General features: G+C 66.8%; 24 protein-coding genes. 11 read left to right on the top strand and 13 right to left on the bottom strand.

Features of this window, described 5'->3' with window-relative positions; all coding sequences use genetic code 11:
- Nucleotides 1-40 precede the first annotated feature (40 nt).
- The 5 genes from AC5P5M_RS15830 to AC5P5M_RS15810 all read right to left on the bottom strand — a co-directional run bounded on the left by AC5P5M_RS15830 (nucleotide 41) and on the right by AC5P5M_RS15810 (nucleotide 6,088).
- Nucleotides 41-1,471 (bottom strand): UbiA family prenyltransferase, encoded by a 1,431-nt coding sequence (locus AC5P5M_RS15830; RefSeq protein ID WP_445393881.1) that lies wholly within the window; start codon nucleotides 1,469-1,471, stop codon nucleotides 41-43.
- A gap of 3 nt (nucleotides 1,472-1,474) precedes the next feature.
- Nucleotides 1,475-2,884, bottom strand: a complete 1,410-nt coding sequence (locus AC5P5M_RS15825; protein WP_065175349.1) for a mannose-1-phosphate guanylyltransferase/mannose-6-phosphate isomerase — start codon at nucleotides 2,882-2,884, stop codon at nucleotides 1,475-1,477.
- Between the two features lie 14 nt (nucleotides 2,885-2,898).
- On the bottom strand, nucleotides 2,899-4,257 hold the full coding sequence (locus AC5P5M_RS15820) for a phosphohexomutase domain-containing protein (RefSeq protein WP_053516973.1): 1,359 nt from the start codon (nucleotides 4,255-4,257) through the stop codon (nucleotides 2,899-2,901).
- A gap of 143 nt (nucleotides 4,258-4,400) precedes the next feature.
- A complete protein-coding gene (locus AC5P5M_RS15815; protein WP_253120238.1) occupies nucleotides 4,401-5,342 on the bottom strand; it encodes an electron transfer flavoprotein subunit alpha/FixB family protein in 942 nt (313 codons plus the stop codon).
- The gene (locus tag AC5P5M_RS15810; RefSeq protein WP_053516970.1) at nucleotides 5,342-6,088 is read right to left on the bottom strand and encodes an electron transfer flavoprotein subunit beta/FixA family protein; all 747 of its coding nucleotides are present in this window, start codon (nucleotides 6,086-6,088) and stop codon (nucleotides 5,342-5,344) included. The genes AC5P5M_RS15815 and AC5P5M_RS15810 overlap by 1 nt, the downstream gene beginning before the upstream one ends.
- Before the next feature lie 259 nt (nucleotides 6,089-6,347).
- Here AC5P5M_RS15810 and rfbB point away from each other — a divergent pair, with 259 nt between their 5' ends.
- The 7 genes from rfbB (at nucleotide 6,348) to AC5P5M_RS15775 (ending at nucleotide 11,847) form a co-directional block, all read left to right on the top strand.
- Nucleotides 6,348-7,403 carry a dTDP-glucose 4,6-dehydratase gene (rfbB, locus tag AC5P5M_RS15805; RefSeq protein WP_065175347.1) on the top strand — a complete coding sequence of 352 codons (1,056 nt, stop codon included), beginning with the start codon at nucleotides 6,348-6,350 and terminating at the stop codon, nucleotides 7,401-7,403.
- A gap of 14 nt (nucleotides 7,404-7,417) precedes the next feature.
- Complete coding sequence (gene rfbA, locus AC5P5M_RS15800) at nucleotides 7,418-8,305, top strand: glucose-1-phosphate thymidylyltransferase RfbA (protein WP_193396183.1); 888 nt, start codon at nucleotides 7,418-7,420, stop codon at nucleotides 8,303-8,305.
- Complete coding sequence (gene rfbC, locus AC5P5M_RS15795) at nucleotides 8,302-8,859, top strand: dTDP-4-dehydrorhamnose 3,5-epimerase (protein ID WP_053516966.1); 558 nt, start codon at nucleotides 8,302-8,304, stop codon at nucleotides 8,857-8,859. The genes rfbA and rfbC overlap by 4 nt, the downstream gene beginning before the upstream one ends.
- Entirely contained in the window at nucleotides 8,856-9,755 is a 900-nt protein-coding gene (rfbD, locus tag AC5P5M_RS15790; protein ID WP_476342591.1) for a dTDP-4-dehydrorhamnose reductase, read from the top strand. Before rfbC ends, rfbD begins: the two co-directional genes overlap by 4 nt.
- 90 nt (nucleotides 9,756-9,845) lie before the next feature.
- Nucleotides 9,846-10,577, top strand: coding sequence for a CoA transferase subunit A (locus AC5P5M_RS15785; protein WP_053516964.1), 732 nt, complete (start codon nucleotides 9,846-9,848; stop codon nucleotides 10,575-10,577).
- A 1-nt stretch (nucleotide 10,578) separates the two neighbouring features.
- Nucleotides 10,579-11,211 carry a CoA transferase subunit B gene (locus AC5P5M_RS15780; RefSeq protein ID WP_065175345.1) on the top strand — a complete coding sequence of 211 codons (633 nt, stop codon included), beginning with the start codon at nucleotides 10,579-10,581 and terminating at the stop codon, nucleotides 11,209-11,211.
- 48 nt (nucleotides 11,212-11,259) lie between these two features.
- Nucleotides 11,260-11,847: an alpha-ketoglutarate-dependent dioxygenase AlkB family protein gene (locus AC5P5M_RS15775; RefSeq protein ID WP_495206132.1), complete on the top strand. Its 588-nt coding sequence runs from the start codon at nucleotides 11,260-11,262 to the stop codon at nucleotides 11,845-11,847.
- An 8-nt stretch (nucleotides 11,848-11,855) separates the two neighbouring features.
- Here the strand turns inward: AC5P5M_RS15775 and AC5P5M_RS15770 are convergent, their stop codons facing one another.
- From AC5P5M_RS15770 to AC5P5M_RS15755, 4 genes are read right to left on the bottom strand one after another with little or no spacing between them, the layout of a single operon-like run.
- On the bottom strand, nucleotides 11,856-12,497 hold the full coding sequence (locus AC5P5M_RS15770; protein ID WP_495206131.1) for an ABC-type transport auxiliary lipoprotein family protein: 642 nt from the start codon (nucleotides 12,495-12,497) through the stop codon (nucleotides 11,856-11,858).
- Nucleotides 12,494-13,420 (bottom strand): MlaD family protein, encoded by a 927-nt coding sequence (locus tag AC5P5M_RS15765; protein WP_053516959.1) that lies wholly within the window; start codon nucleotides 13,418-13,420, stop codon nucleotides 12,494-12,496. Before AC5P5M_RS15765 ends, AC5P5M_RS15770 begins: the two co-directional genes overlap by 4 nt.
- Before the next feature lie 3 nt (nucleotides 13,421-13,423).
- Nucleotides 13,424-14,251, bottom strand: a complete 828-nt coding sequence (locus AC5P5M_RS15760) for an ABC transporter ATP-binding protein (RefSeq protein WP_053516958.1) — start codon at nucleotides 14,249-14,251, stop codon at nucleotides 13,424-13,426.
- Nucleotide 14,252: 1 nt separating this feature from the next.
- Nucleotides 14,253-15,374, bottom strand: a complete 1,122-nt coding sequence (locus tag AC5P5M_RS15755) for an ABC transporter permease (protein ID WP_053516957.1) — start codon at nucleotides 15,372-15,374, stop codon at nucleotides 14,253-14,255.
- A gap of 92 nt (nucleotides 15,375-15,466) precedes the next feature.
- Here AC5P5M_RS15755 and AC5P5M_RS15750 point away from each other — a divergent pair, with 92 nt between their 5' ends.
- A complete protein-coding gene (locus AC5P5M_RS15750; protein WP_053516956.1) occupies nucleotides 15,467-16,726 on the top strand; it encodes a threonine/serine exporter family protein in 1,260 nt (419 codons plus the stop codon).
- 54 nt (nucleotides 16,727-16,780) lie between these two features.
- Here the strand turns inward: AC5P5M_RS15750 and AC5P5M_RS15745 are convergent, their stop codons facing one another.
- The 3 genes from AC5P5M_RS15745 to AC5P5M_RS15735 all read right to left on the bottom strand — a co-directional run bounded on the left by AC5P5M_RS15745 (nucleotide 16,781) and on the right by AC5P5M_RS15735 (nucleotide 19,912).
- Complete coding sequence (locus tag AC5P5M_RS15745) at nucleotides 16,781-17,161, bottom strand: H-NS histone family protein (RefSeq protein WP_053516955.1); 381 nt, start codon at nucleotides 17,159-17,161, stop codon at nucleotides 16,781-16,783.
- Nucleotides 17,162-17,383: 222 nt separating this feature from the next.
- Nucleotides 17,384-19,075, bottom strand: coding sequence for a proline--tRNA ligase (locus AC5P5M_RS15740; RefSeq protein WP_180875768.1), 1,692 nt, complete (start codon nucleotides 19,073-19,075; stop codon nucleotides 17,384-17,386).
- A gap of 459 nt (nucleotides 19,076-19,534) precedes the next feature.
- Nucleotides 19,535-19,912, bottom strand: coding sequence for a DUF4124 domain-containing protein (locus tag AC5P5M_RS15735; protein ID WP_074902117.1), 378 nt, complete (start codon nucleotides 19,910-19,912; stop codon nucleotides 19,535-19,537).
- Between the two features lie 80 nt (nucleotides 19,913-19,992).
- Between AC5P5M_RS15735 and pssA the strand changes: the two genes are divergently transcribed.
- From pssA to rimI, 3 genes are read left to right on the top strand one after another with little or no spacing between them, the layout of a single operon-like run.
- Complete coding sequence (gene pssA / locus AC5P5M_RS15730) at nucleotides 19,993-20,769, top strand: CDP-diacylglycerol--serine O-phosphatidyltransferase (protein ID WP_053516952.1); 777 nt, start codon at nucleotides 19,993-19,995, stop codon at nucleotides 20,767-20,769.
- Entirely contained in the window at nucleotides 20,766-21,260 is a 495-nt protein-coding gene (locus AC5P5M_RS15725; RefSeq protein ID WP_128990749.1) for a hypothetical protein, read from the top strand. Before pssA ends, AC5P5M_RS15725 begins: the two co-directional genes overlap by 4 nt.
- Nucleotides 21,257-21,754 (top strand): ribosomal protein S18-alanine N-acetyltransferase, encoded by a 498-nt coding sequence (gene rimI, locus AC5P5M_RS15720; protein ID WP_053516950.1) that lies wholly within the window; start codon nucleotides 21,257-21,259, stop codon nucleotides 21,752-21,754. Before AC5P5M_RS15725 ends, rimI begins: the two co-directional genes overlap by 4 nt.
- Before the next feature lie 75 nt (nucleotides 21,755-21,829).
- Here the strand turns inward: rimI and AC5P5M_RS15715 are convergent, their stop codons facing one another.
- On the bottom strand, nucleotides 21,830-22,651 hold the full coding sequence (locus tag AC5P5M_RS15715; RefSeq protein ID WP_111186577.1) for an EamA family transporter: 822 nt from the start codon (nucleotides 22,649-22,651) through the stop codon (nucleotides 21,830-21,832).
- Between the last annotated feature and the right edge of the window lie 33 nt (nucleotides 22,652-22,684).

The raw sequence follows: 22,684 nt of genomic DNA, 5'->3' as shown, positions 1-22,684 counted from the left end.
ACGGGCTGCGCGCCGGTGGCGCAGCCGTGATGTGCCTGATTCAGATCGCCGCCAGTACCGACAGGCCACCCACCAGCACCGTGATCAGGCTGCCGGGATCCTTCACTGCGAACACGACCGGGTCGTCGTGCATCTGTCCACGGTGGGCCAGCAGCCATGTGCGGCAGATCCAGTAGAGCAGGACCGGGCACAGCAGCCACAGGAACAGCGGATGCCCGTAGAGCTCCTGGCTTTCCGGCGCGTTGATGTACAGGCACAGCACCAGTACCGACGCCATGCCCGACGCGGTACCCAGGGCCTGTACCAGTCCCAGGTCCTCGACGTGGTAGCCACGCCCGCTGGGCTTCTCCTTGCCGCTGGCCAGCGTCATGCGCAGTTCGGTGTAGCGCTTGAGCATGGCCAGGCTGAGGAAGATGAACATCGAGAAGGTCAGCAGCCAGAACGAAAGCGTGACGTCGATTGCCGCGGCACCGCCGACGATGCGGATGGTGTAGAGCGCGGCCAGCATCACCACATCGATCATCACCACCTGCTTCATCCGCAGCGAATAGGCCAGGGTGAGGCAGAAATAGATGGCCAGTACCAGCAGGAACGCAGGGGCGACAATGGCCGCCAGCAGGAAGCCGGCCAGGGTCAGTACCGGCGTGGCCAGCAACCCCGAGCGCAGATCCAGCCGCCCACAGGCGAACGGGCGCTTGCGCTTGCGCGGATGCTGCCGGTCCGAGTCGAGGTCCAGCAGGTCATTGAACAGATACACGCCGGATGCGCACAGCCCGAAGGCGATGAACGCCAGCACCGCGTTGAGCGTGGTCTCCAGCTCCAGGAAACGATGACTCGCCAGCAATGGCACGAATACCAGCACGTTCTTCAGCCACTGGTGGACACGCATCGCCTTGAGCCAGGCGCGTGGGCCGCCGCCTTCGCGGGGCCAGTGTGCGGCAAGCTCCGAACAGTGCGCCGCAGCGCGGGCGACGCCGGAACCGGCGTTGACCACCCAGGCCGAATGCGCGTGCTTCCAGATGGCCAGATCGACCCGCGCGTTGCCCATGTAGTCGAAACCGCGCTCGCCGAACGCCTTCACCAGCAGATCGGCCTTGCGATGCCCGGCAAGATTGGTGTGTCCATCGCTGCAGAACACGTCGTCGAACACGCCCAGATGGCGCGCGATCGGCTCCACCAGTGCGGCGTCGGATGCCGTGCACAGGACCCGCCTGCGATCACTGCTGGTCCGCAGCAGTTCGACCACGCGCGGGTCGTACGGCAGCAGTGCCGGATCGCCGGCACCGTGCACCGCCAGCTGGTGCTTCAGGTGCGCCTTGCCACGCAGCAGCCAGAACGGCAGCACGAACAGCATCCAGGGCTGCCGTGCCAGCATCCTCAGGAAGGTCTCGTACAACAGGTCACTGCGCAGCAGGGTGCCGTCCAGATCAACACACAACGGCCTCGAACGGCCGGCACCCGAAGCACTCACCGATCAGCCTCCCGCGCGGCCGTACTGGTCTTCGAAACGAACGATATCGTCCTCGCCCAGGTAGCTGCCCGACTGCACTTCGATCAACTCCAGCGGCAGCTTGCCCGGGTTTTTCAGGCGATGGGTGACACCCAGCGGGATGTACGTGCTCTGGTTTTCCGACAGCAGGATGACCTCGTCGCCCCGGGTCACCTCGGCCGTGCCGCTGACCACGATCCAGTGCTCGGCGCGGTGGTGATGCATCTGCAGGCTCAGGGTCGCGCCCGGCTTGACGGTGATGCGCTTGACCTGGAAGCGGTCGCCGTTGTCGATGGAATCGTAGGCGCCCCACGGACGGTACACCTTGCGGTGCGCGGCAGCTTCACTGCGGCCCTCGCGCTTGATCCGGCCGACAATCTCCTTGACGTCCTGCACGCGGTCCTTGTGGCCGACGAACACGGCGTCGTCGGTCTCCACGACCACCACGTCCTGCAGGCCGACCATCGCGATCAGGCGGTTGCCATAGGCATAGCTGTCCTTGCAGTCCAGGGCGATGACATCGCCATGGCAGGCGTTGCCGTCGGCATCCTTGTCGGACACTTCCCACAATGCCGACCACGAGCCGACGTCATTCCATTCCGCGTCGAGCGGTACCACGGCGGCATCGGCGGTCTTTTCCATCACCGCGTAGTCGATCGAGTCGTTCGGGCTGGCAGCGAAGGCCTCGGCGTCGAGGCGGATGAAGTCGTTGTCGCGTGCGGCCTTGTCGAGCGCATTGCGGCAGGCGGCGAGGATCGCCGGCTGCAGCGTCTCCAGTTCCTTCAGGTAGCGCGAGGCCTTGAACAGGAACATGCCGCTGTTCCAGAAGTACTCGCCGGATGCCACGTACTGTTCGGCGGTAGCCAGGTCGGGCTTCTCGACGAAGCGGTCGACGGCACGCACGCCTTCACCCGTGGCGGCCTTGATGTAGCCGTAGCCGGTCTCCGGCGCCGTCGGCACGATGCCGAAGGTGACCAGCTTGCCGGATTCGGCCGCGACGGCGGCCTGCTTGACCGCGGCATGGAACGCCGCCTCGTTGCGGACCACGTGGTCCGACGGCAGCACCAGCAGCAGCGCGTCATCGCCGGCCGACAGTGCCTGCAGCGCGGCGATGGCGATCGCCGGCGCGGTGTTGCGGCCGACCGGCTCGAGGATCAGCGCCTGCGGCAGCACCTTGCATTCGCGCAGCTGCTCGGCCGCCATGAAACGGTGTTCCTGGTTGGCGACCACGATCGGTGCCGCGCCGGCAATCGACGCAACGCGCTTCCAGGTCGCCTGCAGCATCGTGTCGTTGCCGACCAGCGGCAGGAACTGCTTCGGATACGCTTCGCGCGACAGCGGCCACAGACGCGTGCCAGAGCCGCCGGAAAGAATGACGGGAACGATGGGATTCATGGTGCGTCCTTCGGTTAATGGTTTGCCGGCGTGCCGCCGATCAGGGCGGTCAGCTCGGCGATGCGTTCGCGCAGCAGGGCGTCATCGCCACGGGTTTCGATGTTCAGGCGCAGCAGCGGCTCGGTGTTGGAGCTGCGCAGGTTGAAGCGCCAGTCGGCGAAATCCGCACTGACGCCATCGGTATGGTCCAGTACCGGCTGCTGTTGCTGGAAATGCGCCAGCACGCGCGCCACGGTCGCCTTGGCATCGTCAACACGGAAGTTGATCTCGCCGCTGCACGGATAGGCCTTCATGCGATCGGCCACCAGCTCGCCCAGTGACTTGCCGGTCGTGGAAACCAGCTGCGCGATCAGCAGCCACGGGATCATGCCCGAGTCGCAGTAGGCGAACTCGCGGAAGTAATGGTGGGCGCTCATCTCGCCGCCATAGATGGCATCTTCGGCACGCATGCGCTCCTTGATGAACGCATGCCCGGTCTTGCTCATGATCGGCACGCCGCCGGCCTGCTCGACCATTTCCACGGTGTTCCAGGTCAGGCGCGGGTCGTGGATGATCTTGCCGCCCGCCTGGCGGGCCAGCAGCGCCGTCGCCAGCAGCCCGACCAGGTAGTAGCCCTCGATGAAGTTGCCGTCGGCGTCGAAGAAGAAGCAGCGATCGAAATCGCCGTCCCAGGCGATGCCGAAATCGGCACCGTGCGCGCGCACGGCATCGCGCGTTGCCGCACGGTTCTCCGGCAGCAGCGGATTGGGGATGCCATTCGGGAAACTGCCATCGGCCTCGTGCTGGATGCGGATGAACTCGAACGGCAGGTGCGGCGCCAGTTCGTCGATCACCAGGCCAGCGCCACCGTTGCCGGGGTTGGTGACGATCTTCAGCGGCTTCAGGCCGGCCACGTCGACGTAGCCGAGCAGGTGCTGGATGTAGGCGGACTTGTCGGTGTCCTGGCGGACCTCGCCCTGGCCGGTTCCCAGCGGCGCCTCCGAGGCGGCGAAGTCGCGGATGTCGAACAGGCCGGTATCGCCGCTGATGGGCTTGGACTCCTCGCGCACCAGCTTCATCCCGTTGTAGTCCATCGGGTTGTGGCTGGCGGTGACCATGATGCCGCCGGCGGCCTTGCGGTGGAAGGTCTGGAAATAGACCTCCTCGGTACCGCACATGCCGATGTCGATGACATCGCGGCCGCTGGCGGTCAGGCCTTCGATGGCGGCCTGCAGGAGGGCAGGGCTGCTCAGGCGGATATCGTGTCCCACCACCACCGGTCCCGGGCCCAGCAACGCGGCAGTGCCGGCGCCGATGCGGCGGGCAAGGCGTTCATCCAGTTCATCCGGAACGCGGCCACGGATGTCATAGGCCTTGAAACACGGGAGCGTCATCAATGCAGTCCTTACACGGGTTGACCCCGGATTATAGCGACAGGCACTGCAAGGACGGGTGAGCCAGGCCAGCGTCCCTGCGGGCCCCAGAAGGAAGGGAATGCCGCGTAACCTGTTGATTACGCGGCACCCCGGGCGGGCGCTCAGCCCAGCGCGGCCTCGAGTTCCGGCAGGATCGTGAACAGATCCCCGACCAGGCCGATATCGGCAATCTCGAAGATCGGCGCATCGCCGTCCTTGTTGATCGCCACGATCGTGCCGGCATCCTTGATGCCGGTCAGGTGCTGGATCGCACCGCTGATGCCGACGGCCACGTACAGCTCCGGCGCGATGATCTTGCCGGTCTGGCCGACCTGCAGGTCGCTGGGCACGTAGCCGGCATCGACGGCGGCGCGCGAGGCGCCGACGGCGGCACCGAGCTTGTCGGCCAGCTGGAAGACGACCTTGAAGTTCTCTTCTGAGCCGACACCACGGCCACCGGAGACCACGCGCTTGGCGCTCTGCAGGTCCGGACGGTCGCTGGCACCGGCGGCCAGGCCGATGAAACGGGTGTGGGTCGGCAGTACCGCATCCACGCTGGCCGCTTCGATGGCAGCGCTGCCGCCCTGCGCGGCTTCCGGCCACGACGCGGCACGCACGGTGGCGACCACGACCTGGTCGGCCGGGGCTTCCACGGTGATGATGGCGTTGCCGGCGTAGATCGGGCGCTTGAAGGTGTGGCTGCCTTCCACGGCCATCAGGTCGGAGACCTGGTTGACACCCAGCAGGGCGGCCACGCACGGCATCAGGTCCTTGCCGAAGGTGGTGGACGGGCCGAACACGTGGCTGTAGCCCTTGGCCAGCTGTGCGATCTGCGGCGCCAGCACCTGGGCCAGGGCCTGTGCGTTGGCGGCGTTGGCCACGGTCAGGACCTTGGCGACGCCGGCGATCCTGGCGGCCTCGGCGGCGACGGCCGTCGGATCGGCGGCCAGCACCAGCACGTCGATGCTGGCACCGCTGATGGCAGCGGCGGCGCTGACGGTCTTGGCGGTGGCGGCGTTGAGCTTGCCGTCGTGGTGCTCGGCGATGACGAGAATCTTGCTCATTACAGCAACCCCTTCTGCTTGAGTGCGGCCACCAGTTCGGCCGCGTCCTTGACCATTACACCCTTGCTGCGCTTGGACGGCGCAGCGTACCGGGTGGTCTTGAAGGTGTCGGCGGCTTCAACGCCGAGGTCGGCCAGCTGCAGGGTTTCCAGCGGCTTGGCCTTGGCCTTCATGATGTCCGGCAGCTTGATGAAGCGCGGCTCGTTCAGGCGCAGGTCGGTGGTGACGACCGCCGGCAGATCCACTTCCAGTGTTTCCAGGCCGGCGTCGACCTCACGGGTCACCGTGGCCTTGCCATCGGCGATGTCCAGCTTGCTGGCGAAGGTCGCCTGCGGGCGGCCCCAGAGCGTGGCCAGCATCTGCCCGGTCTGGTTGGCATCATCGTCGATGGCCTGCTTGCCGAGGATCACCAGGTCCGGCTGCTCCTTCTCGACCAGCTTGAGCAGGGTGCGCGCGGCGGTCAGCGGCTGGATGGCCTGGTCGGTGACCACGTGCACGGCACGGTTGGCGCCCATGGCCAGGCCGTTGCGCAGATGCGCCTGGGCGTCGGCCGGGGCGATGGTGGCCACCACCACCTCCGTGGCGATGCCCTTGTCGCGCAGGCGCAGGGCTTCTTCCAGGGCGATTTCATCGAAAGGATTGGGAGACAGCTTGACGCCGTCGGTGACCACGCCGGAACCGTCCGGCTTGACCTGAATGCGGACGTTGTAGTCCACCACGCGCTTGTATGCGACGAGGATTTTCATCTGGTACGGGGTCCTTCAGTAACAGGGAGAACGTCCGGTCCTGACAGCAACCGGTTCGGGGGTGGGATCCCGATTCTAGCTGGCTTGGGGCAACCATGCGAATGCGTATGGTTGTGCTGCGGCGCACTAATGCTCTCTCAGGGAAGGGGCTCTGTTCACCCGTCAGAGGCAGTGGTAAAGGTGGGCCCGATGTATCCTGCTGCGCTGCACCCGACTGCCAGGCGGCGCGGGAGCCTTGATCGAACAGGAGTAACGGGTAGTGCCAACTTGGATTGTCACCGGCGGCGCCGGGTTCATTGGCGGCAATTTCGTCCTCGAGGCCGTGGCCCGTGGCGTCAAGGTCGTCAATCTCGATGCACTGACCTACGCCGGCAACCTGCAGACGCTGTCCAGCCTGGAAGGTAATCCGGACCATGTGTTCGTGCACGGCGACATCGGCGACCGTGAGCGGGTCGCCCGCCTGCTCGCCGAGCATCAGCCCGATGCGGTGCTGAACTTCGCAGCCGAGAGCCACGTGGACCGCTCCATCGATGGCCCCGGGGCCTTCATCCAGACCAATGTGGTGGGGACCCTGGGCCTGCTCGAAGCGGTGCGCGACTACTGGAAGGCGTTGCCGGCCGAGCGCGGCGCAGCGTTCCGCTTCCTGCATGTGTCCACCGACGAGGTGTACGGCACGCTGGGCGAGACCGGCGCGTTCAGCGAGACCACCCCGTACGCGCCGAACTCGCCGTACTCGGCGTCCAAGGCCGCGTCCGATCACCTGGTGCGTGCGTTCCACCACACCTACGGGCTGCCGGTGCTGACCACCAACTGCTCCAACAACTACGGCCCCTACCACTTCCCGGAAAAGCTCATCCCGCTGGTGATCGCCAAGGCGCTGGCCGGCGAACCGCTGCCGGTGTACGGCGACGGCAGGCAGGTGCGTGACTGGCTGTTCGTGTCCGATCACTGCGAGGCGATCCGCACCGTGCTGGCCAAGGGCCGGGTGGGCGAGACCTACAATGTGGGCGGCAATTCGGAACGGCAGAACATCGAGGTGGTGCATGCGATCTGCGCTCTGCTGGACCAGCGCCGTCCGCGCGCTGACGGGCAGCCGCGCAGCAGCCAGATCACCCATGTGGCCGATCGCCCCGGCCATGACCGTCGCTATGCGATCGATGCCAGCAAGCTGAAGAACGAACTGGGCTGGCAGCCGGCGCACACGTTCGAGCAGGGCATCGCCTTCACTGTTGACTGGTACCTGGAGAATCAGGACTGGGTCGAGGGCGTGCTTGACGGCAGCTACCGCCTGCAGCGCATCGGCACTACGGCCTGAACCCAGGAGACGTCATGACCCAGCGCAAGGGCATCATCCTCGCCGGCGGAACCGGCACCCGGCTGTATCCGATCACCAAGGGCGTCAGCAAGCAGCTGTTGCCCGTGTACGACAAGCCGATGATCTACTACCCGCTCAGCGTGCTGATGCTGGCCGGCATCCGGGAAGTGCTGATCATCAACACCCCGCATGAGCAGGCCCTGTTCCAGCAGCTGCTGGGTGATGGCTCGCAGTGGGGCATGGACATCCAGTACGCCGTGCAGCCCAGTCCGGATGGGCTGGCGCAGGCGTATCTGATCGGCCGCGAGTTCGTCGCCGGCAAGCCCAGCTGCCTGGTCCTCGGCGACAACATCTTCCATGGCCACGGCCTGCGCGACGTGCTCCGGCGGGCCGACGCCCGCGCCGATGGCGCGACCGTGTTCGGCTACTGGGTCAACGATCCCGAGCGTTACGGTGTGGCCGAATTCGACAAGGACGGCCGGGTTGTCGGCCTGGTCGAAAAGCCGCAGAACCCGCGTTCCAACTACGCGGTCACCGGCCTGTATTTCTATGATGGCAACGCCAGCGATTATGCGGCCGAGCTGAGGCCTTCGCCGCGCGGCGAGCTGGAAATCACTGATCTCAACCAGCGCTATCTCGGTGCGGGCAGCCTGCATCTGGAGGCGCTGGGGCGTGGCTATGCATGGCTGGATACCGGCACTCACCAGTCGCTGCTGGAAGCGTCCAACTTCATCGAGACCATCCAGACGCGCCAGGGCCTGCAGGTCTGCTGTCCGGAAGAAGTGGCGTTCGGGCAGGGCTGGATCAATGCCGAGCAGCTGGAAGCGCTGGCTGCCCCGTTGATCAAGAATGGCTACGGCCAGTACCTGCACACACTCGCATTGCGTGGAGTGGTTCCGTGAAAGTGATTGAAACCCGGTTGCCGGGATGCGTGGTGATTGAACCGGCGGTGTTTGGTGACGAGCGCGGCTTCTTCTTCGAAGGCTGGAATGCGGCGCGATTCGGCCAGCTGGGCCTGCCCGACCGCTTCGTGCAGAGCAATGTCTCCTCATCGAGCAAGGGCGTGCTGCGCGGCCTGCATTACCAGTGGCCGCGACCGCAGGGCAAGCTGGTGAGCGTGCTGGAAGGCGAGGTGTACGACGTGGCCGTCGATATCCGCCGCGGATCGCCCACCTTCGGCCAATGGGAAGCGGTGGTGCTGAGCGCGCAGAACAAGCGCCAGTTCTGGATTCCGGAAGGCTTCGCGCACGGATTTGCCGTGCTGTCCGACACCGCGCTGTTCCACTACCTGTGTACCGATGTGTACGTGAAGGAAGCCGATGCCGGAGTGCGCTGGAACGACGCGGACATCGCAGTGGACTGGCCGGTGGGCGCGCCGACGCTCTCGCCCAAGGACGAACATGCGCCGTTCCTGAAGGACATCGCCGAGGAACGTCTGCCGGTCTTCGCGCCATGACGGTTCTCGTGCTGGGTGGCAACGGCCAGGTCGGCCAGGAGCTGCTGCGCGCGCTGGCGCCGTTGGGGCCGGTGGTCGCCACCACCCGCAGTGGCCGGCTGCCTGATGGCAGCCCCTGCGAGACGGCGGACTTCGGCCAGCCCGCGAGCCTACCGGCGCTGCTGGATCGCGTGCAGCCATCGGTGGTGGTCAATGCGGCGGCCTATACCGCTGTGGATCGCGCCGAGCAGGACATCGAGGCCGCCTTCGCCGCCAATGCGCAGGCCCCGGGCGTGATCGCGCGCTGGTGCCAGGCGCAGGGCGTGCCGTTCGTGCATTACTCCACCGACTACGTGTTCGACGGCGAAGGTTCCGCGCCCTATCGCGAGGACGAGCCGACCGCGCCGCTGGGTGTGTATGGCACCAGCAAGCGCGATGGCGAAGACGCCGTGCGCGCTGCCGGTGGCCGCCACCTGATCTTCCGTACCGCATGGGTGTATGCCGAGCACGGCGCGAACTTCCTGCGCACGATGCTGCGCCTGGGCGCAGAGCGCGACCATCTGCGTGTGGTGGCCGACCAGATCGGCACGCCGACGCCGGCTGCGCTGATCGCCGATGTCACCGCGCTCGCGCTGCAGCATCCTGCCGCGCTCTCCGGTACCTGGCACCTCACCGCCAGTGGCCAGACCAGCTGGCACGGCTTCGCTGAAGCGATCTTCGCCGAAGCGCTGGCAACGGGTGTCCTGCACAGGGCGCCGGTGGTTGAAGCGATTCCGGGTGCCGAGTATCCGACCCCGGCGCGGCGGCCGGCCTGGTCGGTGCTGGACAACAGGGCCCTGCAGCAGGCGCTGGGCATCGTGCTGCCGCCGTGGCAGGACGGCCTGAAGCAGGTCATGGCCGCGATCGCGCGCGGCTGAGGGCACGCCGCAATTGCTGCGGCGCATCCCAGCCGGATGCAGGTGTACCGCTAGAATGCGGGCATCCTTACCGTGTGGGACAGCAAAGCGATGGACAAGTCCAATACCGGCGGCAAGCGCAGCAAGCGCTATGCCAGCGCGGCCCAGGCGCTGGAGGGCGTGGTCGCCGATGGCCAGACGCTGGCCGTCGGCGGCTTCGGCCTGTGTGGCATACCCGAGGCGCTGATCGCAGCGTTGCGCGACAGTGGGGTCAAGGGCCTGACCGTGATCTCCAACAATGCCGGTGTCGATGGCTTCGGCCTGGGCCAGCTGCTGGAAACACGCCAGATCAGCAGGATGATTTCCTCGTACGTGGGCGAGAACAAGGAGTTCGAGCGCCAGTTCCTGGCCGGTGAGCTGGAGCTGGAATTCAATCCACAGGGCACCCTGGCCGAGCGCCTGCGTGCCGGCGGCGCCGGAATTCCTGCCTTCTTCACTGCCACCGGCTACGGCACGGTGGTGGCCGAAGGCAAGGAGACCCGCGAATTCGACGGCAGGCACTATGTGCTGGAAACCGCGCTGCGTGCCGACGTTGCCCTGGTGAAGGCGTGGAAGGCCGACGAAGCCGGCAACCTGGTGTTCCGCAAGACCGCGCGCAATTTCAATCCTGCCTGCGCGATGGCCGGCAAGGTGTGCATCGCCGAAGTGGAAGAGGTGGTGCCGGTCGGTGCGATCGATCCGGACCAGGTGCATCTGCCGGGCATCTATGTGCATCGCATCGTGCACAACGCGCATCCTGAAAAGCGAATCGAGCAGCGCACCGTGCGTGCGGAGGGCAACTGACATGGCGTGGACCCGCGATGAGATGGCGGCCCGCGCCGCCCGTGAACTGACCGACGGTGCCTATGTGAACCTCGGCATCGGCCTGCCGACCCTGGTCGCCAACCACATTCCCGAAGGCGTGGACGTGTGGCTGCAATCCGAGAACGGCCTGCTTGGCATCGGCCCGTTCCCGACCGAAGCCGAGGTCGATGCCGACCTGATCAACGCCGGCAAGCAGACCGTGACCGCGCGCGCCGGTGCCAGCTACTTCGGCAGCCATGACAGTTTCGCCATGATCCGTGGCGGCCACATCAACCTGGCCATTCTTGGCGCGATGCAGGTGACCGACAAGGGCGATCTGGCGAACTGGATGGTGCCCGGCAAGATGGTCAAGGGCATGGGCGGCGCGATGGACCTGGTGGCCGGCGTGCAGCGCGTGGTGGTGCTGATGGAGCACACCGCGAAGAACGGCGAGCACAAGGTGCTGGCCGAATGCACGCTGCCGTTGACCGGCGTGGGCGTGGTCGACCGCATCATCACCGATCTGGCTGTGTTCGACGTGACCGATGCCGGTCTGGTGCTGGTGGAGACCGCGCCGGGGGTTGACGAGGACGAACTGAAGGAAAAGACCGGCGTGCCGTTCCGGCGTGCCTGAGTCCGGCGGGGCGGCCTCGTGCCGCCCCGACACTGCCTGGCGATCCCGATGCTGTTTCCACACGAGCTGCCCGATGCCGACGTCCGTCATGTTCCGGGCTGGCTGCTGCCGGATCGGGCGGATGCGCTGCAGCGGACACTGGGCGAACAGGTGGCCTGGGATGTGCACCGCATCCGGATGTTTGGTCACTGGGTGGATTCGCCGCGGCTGAGCAGTTGGATCGGCGATCCGCAGGCGCGCTACCGGTATTCCGGCGCCGAGTTCGTCCCGCGGCCCTGGCTGCCGGCATTGCAGGCGCTGCGCGTGCGATTGCAGGAAGAGGGTATCGGCCGGTTCAACAGCGTGCTGCTCAATCGATACCGCGATGGTGGCGATTACATGGGCTGGCACAGCGACGACGAACCCGAACTGGGACCGGCGCCGGTGATCGCTTCACTGAGCCTGGGTGCGGCGCGGCGTTTCCTGCTGCGACGACGCGACGAGCCGGCACGCAAGGCGGAGTTCCTGCTGGGCCATGGCGATCTGCTGTTGATGGCCGGCAGCACCCAGCGCTTCTATCAGCACGCGTTGCCGAAGATGGCGCGGGCCCAGGGCGAGCGGATCAACCTGACATTCCGTTGGGTCACGCCGCGCTGAGCGGGGGATCAGCGCGGTGCTGCGGCACTGTCGTTCTGCCCACTGACCAGCGTCCAGCCGACCACGTCCTGCGCGATCTGCTGCAGGCCACGTTCGAACGCCGCCGCAACCGCCGGCACATCGGTACTGCCAACGGGCTGCGCCTGACGGAAGGTGCGATCAGCGACCACGCGCTGGTCGGCCACGTGGATCAGCTTGGCATTGAGTTCGATCACCACCGTCGGCGTGGTCTGGCCCTGGTAGTCCGATTCGAAACGACGGATGTCCGTGGACAGCTTGTAATCGGCGCGGATACCGGCGGCGGTGCGGGCCACGCCGTTGATGCGGCCGGAGTCCTCGAAACCGCGCAGCAGCGTGTCCTCGATCATGTCGGTGGCCGGCTGGGCCCAGCTGGCGCCCCTGTAGATCTCCAGCTCCGATGGCGTGGGACGCACGTTGATGCGCGGGCTGTCGACCATGCGCGCCGCGCTGGGTTTGGCCAGCACCAGCTGCCAGGCGACCTGGGGCCAGCTGGGATCGACCTTCACCTGCACGGCAGGCGAGTACAGGGTGACGGGATTCCTGTCGCCGCTGCCGAGGATCGAGCAGCCCGACAGCAGCGCCAGGGCCAGGCCTGGCAGCAGCAGGCGCGGGAAGAGGATCGGGCTCATTTGGGTTCGAACTCCTTCGGGGCATCGCGGCCGAGCAGATAGCGCGCGGGGTTGTTCTCGAGGCGGTCGCTGACCCGGCGCAGGTCGCGGATCAGGCCACGCAGCTCGGTCAGGGTCGGGCCCAGCTGGCCGAGCCCGTCATTGGCGAAGCTGTTGATCGCGGCGCGGTTCTCGCCAAGGATCGAATCGGCATTGCCGGCAGCCGAATCGAGCTTGACCAGGGTAGCGTCGAGCTTGTCGATGATGCCCGGCAGCTGCTGCACCAGGTTCCTGTCGAGGCGCTCGATGGTGCCGTTGGTGGTCTTCAGCGTGGTGTCCAGGCTGCGTGCGGCATCGCGCGCGCTGAGCAGCAGCGCCTGTGTGCCCTGGTCGCGGTCGGCCAGTCCGCCGCTGATGGTTTCCAGGTTGGCCAGGGTCGCGTTGATCGACGCCACGTTGCGATCGCTGAGGATCTGGTCCATGCGCTCGACGATGCGGTTGGCCACATCGGTGATGTTCTGCAGTGCCGAAGGCGTGGTCGGGATGATCGGCGCCGGGTCCTTGTTGACCGTGGTCAGTGCCGGCGACTGCGGCGTGCCGCCGCTGAGCTGGATGATCGACGGACCGGTCAGGCTGGTGATCGCCAGCTTGGCACGGGTATCGGTCTTCACCGGCGTGGTGGAGTTCAGGCGGATGCGCGCCACCACCTGGCGCGGATCGTCCGGTACCAGGTTCAGCTCGATGATCGAGCCGACCGCGATGCCGTTGTACTGCACCGGGCTGCCGACCGACAGGCCGGTCACCGCCTCGCGGAACACCACGCGGTATTCCTGCCAGGTGCGGTCGGATGAGTACTTGGCCGCCCAAAGGCCGAAGGCCAGCAGGGCCAGGCCGGTGATCAGGGTGAACGCGCCGATCAGCACGTAGTTGGCTTTGGTTTCCATGGCTCAGGCACTCTCGATCTGTTCACCACGCGCGGCACGCGCACGTGGTCCGTGGAAGTATTCCTGGATCCACGGATGATCCAGTTTCTCGATTTCCGCAAGCGGTGCGTTGGCGATCACCTTGTGATCGGCCAGCACGGCGACGCGGTCGCAGATGGCGTACAGCGTGTCCAGGTCATGGGTGATCAGGAACACGGTCAGGCCCAGCGCTTCCTGCAGGGTCTTGATCAGCCGGTCGAAGGCCGCCGCGCCGATCGGGTCCAGGCCGGCGGTCGGTTCGTCCAGAAACAGCAGCGGCGGGTCCAGTGCCAGCGCGCGGGCCAGGCCGGCACGCTTGCGCATGCCGCCGGACAGCTGCGAGGGCAGCTTGTTGATCGCATCGGCGGGCAGGCCGGCCAGCTTCACCTTCAGCAGTGCCAGCTCGTAGTGCCAGCGTTCGGGAAGGTCGCGATGATGCTCCTTCAGCGGAACCTGCACGTTCTCGCCGACGGTCAGCGAGGAGAACAGCGCGCCATCCTGGAACAGCACGCCGGTGTTGCGCTCGATATGCAGCCGGCTTTCGGCATCGTCGGCACGCGCATCGCGGCCGAGCACTTCGATCTGTCCTTCATCCGGCACGCGCAGGCCCAGGATCGAGCGCATCAGCACGGACTTGCCGGTGCCCGAGCCGCCGACGACGCCGAGGATCTCGCCGCGCCGCACGTCCAGGTCGAGGTCCTCATGGACGGTCTGGCTGCCGAAGCGGTTGACCAGCCCACGCACGCGGATGGCCAGGTCATGGCCATCGTCATCACGCATCTCGAAGGTGCCGGAACCGGAGGTCGTGTTCATGTCACCAGTCCATATGCATGAACCACAACGCCGCAAAGGCGTCGATGATGATCACCAGCGAGATGGTCTGCACCACGCTGGATGTGGTGCGCTCGCCGACCGACTGTGCGGTGCCGGTGACCTTCAGGCCCTCCAGGCAGCCGATCAGGCCGATCACCACCGCGAAGACGGGCGCCTTGGACAGGCCGACCAGCATGTGCCGCACCTCCATCGTGTCGTGCATCCGCGCGATGTACATCTGCGGCGGAATGTCCAGATCGAACGCGCCGACCGTGATGCCGCCGGCCAGGCCGGCAATCATCGCGATGAAGGTCAGCAGCGGCAGGGTCACCAGCAGCGCGAACAGGCGCGGCAGTACCAGCAGGTCGATCGGGTCGAGGCCCAGCGTGCGCATCGCATCGATCTCCTCGCGGGCCTTCATCGCGCCGATCTGCGCGGTGAACGCGCTTGCCGTGCGGCCGGCCAGCACGATCGCGGTCAGCAGCACGGCGAACTCGCGCAGGAAGGCGATGTTGACCAGCTCGACCACGTAGATCTCCGCGCCGAAGTCGCGCAGGATGGTTGAGCCCAGGAACGCGATCACCGCACCGACCAGGTAGGACAGCAGCGCCACCAGCGGCACGGCGTCCAGGCCCACCTGCTCCATCTGATGCACGGTGGCGGTGAGGCGGAAGCGCCGCGGCTGCTTGACCAGGCGAGCGGTCTTGACCATCGCCTCGCCGAGGAAGCTGGCCAGGGCCACGATGTTGTGGCCGGTGCCATGCATGCTGACGCCCAGCCGTTCCAGCGCGGCCAGCACGCCGAAGTCGCGCTTGGGCTTGGGCCGGTCGTCGGCCACTTCCTCGATGGTGCACACCAGTGCCTGGTGATCCGGCCGGAACTGCAGCGCATCCTCACCGAGGTCGGCGCGATGGGCCACGCGCAACAGCTGCAGTACGCCGGCCGAATCGAGCTGCTCGATGCCCGTGGCGTCAATGCCGGTCAGTTTGTCGGGAACGGCGCGCAGCACCTCGGCCGCGGCCAGCGCGGTCTTCAAGGTCCAGTGGCCGGACAGGCGGATCAGCCCGGGGTCGTGGGCGTCCTGTTCGAGCTGGGGGGCGAGGTTCTGGGTCACGTGGGCCATTCGGGTCGCAGCATAACCGTTCTGTATTGTGCTTCGCGTTGAACCAGGATGAATTCCTCCGGCGGGGCCCGGCCTAGGTAATACTACGGCGCATGTCCGCAGACGCTCACACGATCCCCACGCCCCAGGCCACCTACGCGCAGCGCGTGGCCTTCGTTTCCGAGATCGCCGGCCGCCTCCACAGCTACGGCACCACGGCCCAGCGTCTGGAAACGGCCGTGGTCGCACTGGCAAAACAGCTCGATCTCGATTGTGAACCGTGGTCTAACCCCACCGGCATCATCCTCAGCTTCAGCGACCCGGCCCAGGCGATCGGCTCCAGCGACATCACCCGCGTGATCCGCCTGGCACCGGGCGAGAACGACCTGCACAAGCTCAGTGTCGCCGACCGGATCGCCGAGGAAGTGGCCAACGGGCGGATGAGCATCGCGCAGGGGCACACCGCGCTGCGTCAGCTGGACAAGGATCCCGGCCGTCGCGGCAAGCTCCGCACCATCCTCTCGTTCACGCTCGGCGCGGCCGGTGTCGCCGGCATGTGGAAGCTGCCCTGGCTGGACATCGCCACCGCCGGTGTCATCGGCCTGATGATCGGCCTGCTCGGCATGGTCACCGACCGTCGCCCGGCGACCCGCGAGGCCGCCGAGGCGCTGGCCGCGCTTCTGGCCGGCCTGGTTGCCACCTTGGTCGCTTCGTTTGTCGGCGCGCTCAACCTCAACACGGTGATCATCGCCTCGCTGGTGGTGCTGCTGCCCGGCATGTCGCTGACCAATGCGGTCAACGAACTGGCCAGCCAGCACTGGGTGTCAGGCACCGCGCGGTTTGCCGGTGCGCTGACCACGATCATGAAACTGAGCGTCGGCGCGATGATCGCGGTGACCCTGGCCGATGTGCTGGGCCTGGACCCGGTGATCCGTGCCTCGCGACCGCAGGGACCGTGGGTGGAGTGGGGGTCGCTGCTGACCGCGGCCTTCGCCTTCGCGATGCTGTTCAAGGCCAGCCGTCGCGATTATCCCTGGGTGATTGCCGCGTCCGTGGCCGGCTATGCCATTTCCAAGTTTGGCGGGCACGCCTGGGGGGCACCGGCGGGCATCTTCCTGTCGGCGATGGTGCTGACCGCCGGCGGCAACCTGTTCGGTCGGCTGGCCGGGCGTCCGGGTGCGATCATCCGCCTGCCGGGCATCATCATGATGGTCCCTGGCAGCACCAGCCTGCGTGGCGTGCTGACGCTCGTCCAGCAGCAGGATGTCGGTGCCGGCCAGAGCGTGTTCCTGACCGTGCTCAACGTGGTGATGGCGCTGGTGGCGGGCCTGCTGTTCGGCAACCTCTTGATGCCGGCGCGCAAGACGTTGTGATGGAATGAAGAACGCCGGCTTGCGCCGGCGTTCTTCATTCTTTCCGATCCGGCCTCAGGCCTTCTTGATCAGGAAATCTTCCGGCTTCTTGCTGCCCTTGGCGGTCAGCTCGGCCATCCAGCGCGGCTGCTTGCCACGGCCGGTCCAGGTTTCCTTCGGGTTGGCCGGGTTGCGGTACTTCGGGGCGACCTTGCCGAGCTTGCGGCCGGCGGTTTTGGACGGCGCCGCTGCCTTGCGGGCGCGTGGCTTGGCAGCCGTGGTAGCGGTACCGAACAACTCCTCGATGGTGTAACCCTCGGTCTTGGCCAGCTTGCTCAGCTGGGCCCGCACCTTGGCGATCGGGCGACGCTTGGCGACGATGGTCTGCTGCTTTTTCGCGGTGCGGATCAATGCGCCCAGCTCGCGTGCCGACAGGCCGGTCAGGTCGATGCTCATCTACGGTTACTCCGGAAACTAATAAGGGACAGGGACGAGCCGGTCCGTGGCGTCGGCGCACAGGATAATGATGAATTAAATCCAGTACAAATCATGCAGGTCAGGGTATGGCGATGGACCGACTGCATCGTGACCATTTTGACCGGATTATGTCCAGCTGCATATTCACCGGCCCACCGCCGGTACAAAGAAAAAGACCGGGGCATGCCCCGGTCCGGTCACTCAACCCTGCAGGCGTTGCAGCAGGGTAGCCTTATCCAGGCTTTCGGCTTCGCTTGCACGTCGCGAGCGGTACTCGTACGTGCCGGCCGCCAGGCCGCGCTCGCTGACCACCACGCGATGCGGGATGCCGATCAACTCCATGTCGGCAAACATCGCACCCGGGCGCAGCCCGCGATCATCCAGCGCGGCATCGAGACCGGCATCGCGCAGTTCCTGCAGCAGGCCGGCAGCGGCTTCGGCCACAGCGGCATCGCCCTTGGGGTTGATGACGCACACCACCACCTGCCACGGCGCCATCGCGTCCGGCCAGATGATGCCGGCATCGTCGTGATTCTGTTCGATCGCGGCAGCGACCACGCGCGAGATGCCGATCCCGTAGCAGCCCATTGCCATCACTGCGGCCTTGCCGTTCTCGTCCAGTACGGTGGCGTCCAGTGCTTCGGCGTACTTGCGGCCAAGCTGGAACACGTGGCCGACTTCGATGCCACGGGCGATCTTCAACTCGCCGCCGTCCAGCGCACGGTCACCGGCACGCACGTTGCGGATATCGACCACTTCCGGTTCCGGCAGGTCGCGGCCCCAGTTGACTCCAGCCAGGTGGAAGCCCGCTTCATTGGCACCGACCACGAAATCGGACATCGCCGCCACTTCGCGGTCGGCCACCACGCGGATCGCCTTGGCCGGTGAAACCGGGCCGAGGAAGCCGGGCACGCTGCCCAGGTACTCGGCGATCTCCGCTTCGCTGGCAAAGCGCTGCTCTTCCAGGCCGGGAACCTTGCCCAGCTTGATCTCGTTGACCTCGTGGTCGCCACGGACCAGCACCAGCACGAACCCTTCGTCGGTCATCAGCGCCACCGACTTCACCGTGCGCTGCAGCGCGATGCCGAGCAGGGCGGCAACGTCCTCGCAGGTCTTCTGGGTGGGGGTCTCGACCTTGCGCATCGTCTCGCCGGCTGCCGCGCGCGGTGCCGGTTCCGCGGCGATCGCCGCTTCCATGTTGGCCGCGTAGTCCGAGCCGGTGGAGAACACCAGCGCGTCCTCGCCCGAATCGGCGATCACATGGAATTCCTGCGACGCATCGCCACCGATCGCGCCGGAATCGGCCTGCACCATGCGGAAGTCCAGGCCCAGCCGGGTGAAGATGCGGCTGTAGGCGGCCTTCATGTTCTCGTACTCGCGCACCAGGCACTCATCGTGCAGGTGGAACGAATAGGCGTCCTTCATCAGGAATTCGCGTGCACGCATCACGCCGAAGCGCGGGCGGATCTCATCGCGGAACTTGGTCTGGATCTGATAGAAGTTCACCGGCAGCTGCTTGTAGCTGGACAGTTCGCTGCGCGCGAAGTCGCAGGCGGCTTCCTCGGCGGTCGGGCTGTAGCAGAACACCTGGTCCTTGCGATCCTTGATCTTCAGCAGCTGCGGCCCGAACTTCTGCCAGCGGCCGGTCTGCTCCCACAGCTCCTTGGGCTGGATGGTCGGAATCTGGAACTCCACGGCACCGGCGCGATCCATTTCCTCCCGTACGATGCGTTCGACCTTGCGCAGCACGCGCAGTCCCAGCGGCGACCAGGTGTACAGGCCGGAGGCGAGCTTGCGGATCATGCCCGCACGCAGCATCAGGCGGTGGCTGGTCAGCTCCGCGTCGCTGGGGGTTTCCTTGGTGGTGTGCAGGTGGAACTGGGAGAGGCGCATCGTCGGCTTCGGTCTACGGCAGAGATCCCTATTCTGCCAGCCCGGGCGGGGGGAGGGTATCGGCAGGGCTGCGCCCTGCACCCGTCTCAGGCAACTTCAACTGCCACAGCAACAGCGGGCTTCGCGTGGGATGGCGGGGTGGATCCGGTGGCAGGGGACGCCGTAAACCCGTCCTGGGGGCTTGGTCGCGGCATCCATGCCGCTCACACCCCTGCCACCGGACCCACCCCGCCTTCGACGGATCTCTGCGACCTGCCAGGACATGCCTTGGGGTCAGATCCGTTTTCCTGCGGAAACGGATCTGACCCCATTTTGGATTCCATGTAGCCCCATGAATGGCTTTACGGCGTGTCCTGCCAGCCCACACCGCCCCGCCAGACCAGCAGAAAACCAGAGCCGCTTTGGCATTTGACGTTGCCGTTGCCTGAAGCAGGTGCAGGGCGCAGCCCTGCCGACCCCTCAACCGGCTGCTGGGCAGTAGGCCTTGATGCTGGCTTCAGCCAGTCCCTTCTGCGCGGTGCGCTGCTCCGCGGTCAGTACGGTGTCGCCCTTGCCGTCGCCGTCGGTGTCCTGCATCACCTGGCCGGAGCCTTCCAGCAGGGCCAGGTTGGCACGGGCGGTGCTGCACTGCTCCGGTACGGGTGCGGCCGGGCGTTCGGCGCTGTCAGCCGATGGCGCCGAGCGCGCCTGCGCCCGGGTCTCGTAGGTCCTGCCTGCTGGCGGGGTTTCCGAATACTGGGTGACGCCGTTGGCGTCCTTCCACTTGTAGACGGGGCCGGCCATGGCACTGGTACTGGCCAACAGCAGCAGGCATCCCAGGCAGGACAGGGCACGCATGGCAAACTCCGCGGAATGGGCGTAGAACGCCGATTGCAGCATTGGCACCGACCGCTGGCAAGTCGATTAAACTGGATTCCATGGACCCGATCACACCGCCGCCGCGTTCGCGCACGATTTACCTGCTGCCCAACCTGTTCACCACTGCGGGCCTGTTCGCGGGCTTCTACGCGATCATCGCCGCTGCCAACGGGGATTTCGTCAATGCCAGCATCGCGGTGTTCGTGGCGGCGGTGATGGACGGCCTGGATGGCCGTGTCGCGCGCCTGACCGGCACCAGCAGCGAGTTCGGCGTGCAGTACGACTCGCTGGCCGACCTGGTCAGCTTCGGCATGGCGCCGGCACTGGTGATGTACCACTGGTCGCTGTCCTGGCTGAAATTCGATGATCCCCTGCTGGGCCGTGTCGGCTGGGCCGTGGCCTTCCTGTACGCCGCATGCGCGGCGCTGCGTCTGGCCCGCTTCAATACCCAGGTCGCGGTGGTGGACAAGCGCTGGTTCGTCGGCCTGGCCAGCCCGGCCGCTGCCGGGCTGATGATGTCGTTCGTCTGGGCCTTCGCCGATGGCAACCTGGGCTGGGATGGCAATCAGCTGCGCTATGTGGCGCTGGCGGTGACGCTGGTCGCTGCGCTGCTGATGGTCAGCCGCATCCGCTTCTGGAGCTTCAAGGGCGGTGCCGCCAAGGATTCCCGTTCCGACCGGGTGCCGTTCCTGGTCTTGGCACTGGTACCGATGGCCATCGCGATCGCGGTGATCGACCTGCCGCGCGTCCTGTTCGCCGTGGGCATCCTGTATGCCCTGTCCGGCCCGGTGATGTGGGCGGTGCAGCGCCTGCGCAAGAAGTCCGAGGCCGCGTGAGCCAGGATCTGCCCGTGCTGTGGTCACCGGCCCAGCAGGCCTGGCTGCAGGCGATGGGCTATACCGTCTATCACGACGGCCAGCTCGCCGCGGAGCTGGACGCTGCATTGCAGCTGAGCGTGGCCGACGCCGATGCGGCCAGCCCGGCAGCGCAGTCTCCGTCACGCCAGCCCGAACCGGCAGCGGTGGAGCCGGCACCGCGCCAGCCGCGGAGTCCGTCGCCGCCGCCTCGCACCGCGCCCGCCGTGGTGCCGGCAACCGAACCTCAGGCGGCACGCGCAGCCTCGGCGGGCACCACCCGGCAGCCGGCGGTACGTCTGCCTGATCGCCTGCAGATCGCGCTGCTGCGCGCATCCGGCTGCAACCCCAACGATGCCGCGACGCAGGCGCTGATGGACAGCTGGCCGTTGGAGCAGCTGCGCCGTGATCCAGCCGCCAAGCGCGCGCTGTGGCCGCAGCTGCGCGCCCTGCGCAAGCGGGGCGCGCCGTGAGTGCGGTCAGCCAGCCCGGCCCGGTGCGCCTGCGGGCGCTGCGCGAGAGCGATCTTGCCGAGGTGATGGCGATCGAGGTGCGTGGCTATCCCTTCCCGTGGACCCGCGGCATATTCATCGATTGCCTGCGTGCGGGTTATCCCGGTCTGGCAATGGAGCGCGATGGCCAGCTGCTCGGCTACGGCGTGCTGAGCATCGCTGCCGACGAGGCGCATGTGCTGAACATCTGCATCGATCCGCTGGTGCAGTCACGCGGGCTGGGGCGGCAGCTGCTGCGTGCGCTGGTGCAGCTGGCTGGTGATCGCGGTGCCCAGCGTGTGTTCCTGGAAGTGCGCCCGTCCAATGCGCCGGCGCTGGCGCTGTATCACAGCGAAGGGTTCAACGAGATCGGCCGGCGTCCGCGCTATTACCCGGCCGCGCAGGGACGCGAGGACGCGGTGGTGATGGCGATCGAGCTGGTCGAGGGCGACCTGCAGACGATGCCGCCGCTGTAACCGGCATGCGCCGCGTTGCCCGCCGGTACGGCCGGGCGCTGGCGGCAGGTGCCAACCTTGGCGGGCACGTGTGGCTCACGCCAGCCGCAGGGCCAGCACTCCGCTGACGATCAGCGACGCCGCCAGCCAGCGCACGCGCGGTATCCGTTCACGCAGCAGGAATGCCGAGATCAGCAGGGCGAACAGGATCGAGGACTCGCGCAGGGCCGACACCATCGCGACCGGTACCTGGGTCATCGCCCACAGTGCCATCGCATAGGACGCGGTGGTGCCCACGCCGCCGGCCAGGCCCAGCGGCCAATGCTGGCGCGCATAGGTCAGCACCGCGCTGCGGCGGGTGTACAACGCCCACAGCGGCAGCGGGATGCCCGACAGCAGGAACAGCCACAACGTGTAGGCCAGCGGGCTGCCCGACAGGCGCGCGCCGTGCGCATCGACCAGGGTGTAGGTTGCGATCATCGTCGCCGTCAGCAGCGGCAGGCCGAGCTGGCCTGCGCGCGCGCCCAGTGCCATGGCCAGGATGCCGCTGCTGACCAGCGCCACGCCCAGCCACGCCGCTGCGGGCAGTGATTCGCCGAGCACGGTGCCGGCCAGCGCGACCAGGATCGGTGCGCAACCGCGCATGAGCGGATACGCCAGGCTCATGTCCACCTGCTGATAGCAGCGCGCGACCAGCGCGTAATAGACCACCTGCAGCAGTACCGAGGCCGCCAGCCACGGCCAGCTGGTCACGTCCGGCAGAGGAAGGAGAGGCAGCAGCGCGGCGGACAGCAGTGCGGCGCTGCCGGTGACGAGCACGGTGCCGAGGAGCTTGTCGGCGCCACGCTTGACGATGGCGTTCCAGCTGGCATGCAGCGCGGCAGCGGCGAGAACCAGCAGGAAGATCGAAAGCGGCATCCTCTGATGATGCCAAAAGACCTGGGCGGGTGC

It is taken from the genome of Stenotrophomonas sp. YJH_SMC_106-19 (assembly GCF_059368375.1).
Note: the sequence above shows the minus strand (reverse complement) of the source record. Positions and strands in the feature narration are given on the sequence as shown.

Coding starts and splice junctions, on each gene's coding strand:
- AC5P5M_RS15810 (WP_053516970.1), bottom strand. CDS start 6,088: ATGAAAATCCTCGTCGCATACAAGCGCGTGGTGGACTACAACGTCCGC.
- rfbA (WP_193396183.1), top strand. CDS start 7,418: ATGACCCAGCGCAAGGGCATCATCCTCGCCGGCGGAACCGGCACCCGG.
- AC5P5M_RS15740 (WP_180875768.1), bottom strand. CDS start 19,075: ATGCGCCTCTCCCAGTTCCACCTGCACACCACCAAGGAAACCCCCAGC.
- AC5P5M_RS15780 (WP_065175345.1), top strand. CDS start 10,579: ATGGCGTGGACCCGCGATGAGATGGCGGCCCGCGCCGCCCGTGAACTG.
- AC5P5M_RS15770 (WP_495206131.1), bottom strand. CDS start 12,497: ATGAGCCCGATCCTCTTCCCGCGCCTGCTGCTGCCAGGCCTGGCCCTG.
- AC5P5M_RS15785 (WP_053516964.1), top strand. CDS start 9,846: ATGGACAAGTCCAATACCGGCGGCAAGCGCAGCAAGCGCTATGCCAGC.
- AC5P5M_RS15825 (WP_065175349.1), bottom strand. CDS start 2,884: ATGAATCCCATCGTTCCCGTCATTCTTTCCGGCGGCTCTGGCACGCGT.
- AC5P5M_RS15760 (WP_053516958.1), bottom strand. CDS start 14,251: ATGAACACGACCTCCGGTTCCGGCACCTTCGAGATGCGTGATGACGAT.
- AC5P5M_RS15755 (WP_053516957.1), bottom strand. CDS start 15,374: ATGGCCCACGTGACCCAGAACCTCGCCCCCCAGCTCGAACAGGACGCC.
- AC5P5M_RS15715 (WP_111186577.1), bottom strand. CDS start 22,651: ATGCCGCTTTCGATCTTCCTGCTGGTTCTCGCCGCTGCCGCGCTGCAT.
- AC5P5M_RS15735 (WP_074902117.1), bottom strand. CDS start 19,912: ATGCGTGCCCTGTCCTGCCTGGGATGCCTGCTGCTGTTGGCCAGTACC.
- AC5P5M_RS15765 (WP_053516959.1), bottom strand. CDS start 13,420: ATGGAAACCAAAGCCAACTACGTGCTGATCGGCGCGTTCACCCTGATC.
- AC5P5M_RS15750 (WP_053516956.1), top strand. CDS start 15,467: ATGTCCGCAGACGCTCACACGATCCCCACGCCCCAGGCCACCTACGCG.
- AC5P5M_RS15775 (WP_495206132.1), top strand. CDS start 11,260: ATGCTGTTTCCACACGAGCTGCCCGATGCCGACGTCCGTCATGTTCCG.
- rfbD (WP_476342591.1), top strand. CDS start 8,856: ATGACGGTTCTCGTGCTGGGTGGCAACGGCCAGGTCGGCCAGGAGCTG.
- AC5P5M_RS15815 (WP_253120238.1), bottom strand. CDS start 5,342: ATGAGCAAGATTCTCGTCATCGCCGAGCACCACGACGGCAAGCTCAAC.
- AC5P5M_RS15820 (WP_053516973.1), bottom strand. CDS start 4,257: ATGACGCTCCCGTGTTTCAAGGCCTATGACATCCGTGGCCGCGTTCCG.
- AC5P5M_RS15745 (WP_053516955.1), bottom strand. CDS start 17,161: ATGAGCATCGACCTGACCGGCCTGTCGGCACGCGAGCTGGGCGCATTG.
- pssA (WP_053516952.1), top strand. CDS start 19,993: ATGGACCCGATCACACCGCCGCCGCGTTCGCGCACGATTTACCTGCTG.